Annotated in this window: 1 protein-coding gene; it reads left to right on the top strand. The window is 66.6% G+C overall.

From position 1 onward, the window contains the following. A partial coding sequence (locus AB1824_10110; GenBank protein ID MEW5765319.1) for a PAS domain S-box protein occupies positions 1 to 3167 on the top strand: 3167 nt, incomplete at both ends.

The following is a 3167-nucleotide window of genomic DNA, read 5'->3' as shown; positions in this document are numbered from 1 at the left end:
GTTGCCCGACCCCCTCCCCTCAACTCCCCTTGTTCTCACCGAGGGCGGCACCCACCGCGCCTTCCTTCCCCTGCGGCAATACGGGACCCTTTGCGGGGTGCTCTGCGTGGCCTCGAAGGAGGCCGGCACCTTCGATTCAGAGGTCATGGGCCTCCTCGGGGAACTCGCCTTGGATCTTTCCTTCGCCTTGGAGGTCCAGGAGACCCGGGAGCGAAAAGAAGAGGCCGAAAGGGCCCTTCGCGAGAACGAGGAGCGCCTCCGGCTCGCGCTCCGGGCGGCCGAGCAAGGCCTCTACGATCTGAACGTCCAGACGGGGTCCTGCGTCGTCTCCCCAGAATACGCCACCATGCTCGGCTTCGACCCGGACACCTTCGTGGAAACGAACCAGGCCTGGATCGATCGCCTCCACCCCGAGGACCGCGAAAGCGTGGCGGAGGCCTATCGAGCCTACGTGGCGGGGAAGGTCCTCGAGTATCGGGTGGAGTTCCGCCAGCGGTGCGCCGACGGATCCTGGAAGTGGATCCTTTCCCAGGGGAAGATCGTCGGGTTCGACACCGAGGGCCGCCCCCTCCGCATGCTGGGAACCCACACGGACATCACCGGACGGAAGGCCGCGGAGGAGGCCCTTCGCCGCCACGAGGCCTCCCTGCGGGGCCTCTACGAATCCATGTCGGAGATGCTGGCCCTCCACGAGGTGGTGTGCGATGAATCCGGCCGCGCCGTGGACTACCGGCTCATCGAGTGCAACGCCGCCTTCGAGAAGGTCACGGGCCTCCCCCGGTCGAAGGCCTGCGGCGCCCTGGCTTCGGAACTCTACGGCACGGGCGAGGCCCCCTTTCTGGATGCCTACGCCCGAGTGGCCGCCACGGGCGAGCCCATCCAGTTCGAGGCCGAGTTCGCGCCCATGAACAAGCACTTCCTCATCTCGGCCTACTCCCCCGAGAAAGGGCGTTTCGCCACTCTGGCCCTGGACGTGACCGATCAGGTGCGTGCCCAGGCCGAACAGCGGTTCCTGCACAACGCCATGAACGCCAGCCTGAACGAGATTTACGTCTTCGATGCCGCCACCTGGAAGTTCGAATTCGTGAGCCGGGGCGCCCTTCAGAACCTGGGCTACACCCTGGAGGAGATGCGCTCGAAGACCCCCGTGGACATCAAACCCGCCTTCACGGACGCATCCTTCGGCGAGGCCGTGGCCCCGCTCCTGTCGGGGGAGCTTCAGGTCTTGCACTTCGAGACCGAGCACGAACGGGCCGACGGCACCCGGTACCCGGTGGAGGTCCACCTCCAACTCTTTGATCAGGGAAAGCGCAAGGTCTTTGTGGCCTTCATCCTCGATATTACGGAGCGCGAACGGGCCGCCGAGGCCTTGCGGGAGAGCGAGGAGAAGTACCGCTCGATCCTCGAAAACATGCAGGAAAGCTATTACGAGGTGGACCTGGCGGGGAACCTCACCTTCTTCAACGACTCCCTGTGCGCCCTTTTCGGCTATCCCCGCGAGGAACTCATGGGGATGAACAACCGCCAATACACCGACCCGGAGAACGCCAAGAGACTCTACCGGGCCTTCAACGAGGTATATCGGACGGGAATTCCCACGCGGGGGTTCGGCTGGGAGGTTATCCGCAAGGACGGTTCCATACGAACCATCGAAGCCTCCGTCTCCCTCCGAAAGGACTCGAATGGCCGCCCCGTGGGCTTCCGGGGCCTCATCCGCGATGTGACCGAGGAGCGCCGCGCCCAGGAAGCCCTCCGCCAGAGCGAGGAGCGCTTCCGGACCCTCTTCGAGAATTCGCCCGTCGGGATGTACCGCACCACCCCCGACGGGCGCATCGTGGAGGCGAACCCCAAGATCGTCTCCCTCCTGGGCTTCAGGAGTTTCGAAGAATTGGCGAACCGGAACCTGGAGGAGGACGGCTTCGAGCCCTCCTACCCCCGGGAGGTTTTCAAGGCGGAGATGGAGGCGGCCGGGGAGGTCAGGGGGCTCGAATCGGCGTGGCGGCGCCGCGACGGCCAGGTCCTCCGCATCCGCGAGCACGCGCGCGCCGTGCGCGATGACTCGGGACGGATCGTCTGCTACGACGGGGTTGTCGAAGACATTTCGGCCGCACACCGCGCCGAGGAGGCCCGGCGCCTGCTCTCCACGGCCATCGAGCAAAGCCACGACGCCGTCGTGATCACGGACCGGGACGGGACCATCCTCTACGTGAACCCGGCCTTCGAGCGCATCACGGGCTACACCCGCGAGGAGGCCGTTGGCCAGAATCCCCGCATCCTCAAGAGCGGCGTCCAGGATGAGGCCTTCTACAAGAACCTGTGGGAGACGATCCTCTCGGGCCACGTGTGGACCGGCCGCCTGACCAACCGCCGGAAGGACGGGACCCACTTCGTGGAGCAGGCGGTCATCAGTCCCGTGCGCGACGAGGCCGGGGCCATCGTGACCTTCGTGGCGGCCAAGCGGGACATCACCCAGGAAGTGGAGCTGGAGAAGCGCCTGGAGCACGCCAAGAGCCTGGAGACCATCGGCATGGTGGCCGGCGGCATGGCCCACGAGGTGCGCAACCCCCTCTTCGCCATCAGCACGCTCACCTCGGCGCTGGACAAGAAATTCGGCGCCAACGAGGAAATCCGGCCCTTCATCGGGTACATCCAGGAGCACGTCCAGCGGCTGACGGACCTCATGAACGACCTCCTCGCCCTGGGGCGCCCCGTGGCCCGGGACCAGTTCGCGCCCTGCGACCTGTGCGGCCTGGCCCACAGCGTGCGGGATTTGCTGGCCAAGGCGAACGCCGACGGCGCCTCCCGCCTCGACGTGGACTGCACGACGGGCGACGCCCAGGTCCTCGGCCATCCCGAAAAGATCTCCCAGATTCTCCTGAACCTCGTCCAGAACGCCCTCCACTTCTCGCCTCCCGACGGCCGGGTTCTCCTGAAGGTCTACCGGTGGGGGGATGTCGGAGTGATTCACGTGGTGGATCGGGGGGCGGGAATCCCCGCCGACTTTCTCCCGCGGCTCTTCCAGCCCTTCGCCAGCCGACGGCAGGGGGGCACCGGCCTCGGCCTCGCCATCGTCCGGAAACTCGTGGAGGCCCACGGCGGCACCGTCGAGGGCGCCAACAACACCCCCGGGCCCGGCGCCACCTTCACCGTCCGCCTGCCCCTTATGA

It is taken from the genome of Acidobacteriota bacterium (assembly GCA_040752915.1).
Taxonomy (GTDB): Bacteria; Acidobacteriota; UBA4820; order UBA4820; family DSQY01; genus JBFLVU01.
This window is presented reverse-complemented; position numbering and strand designations above follow the sequence as displayed.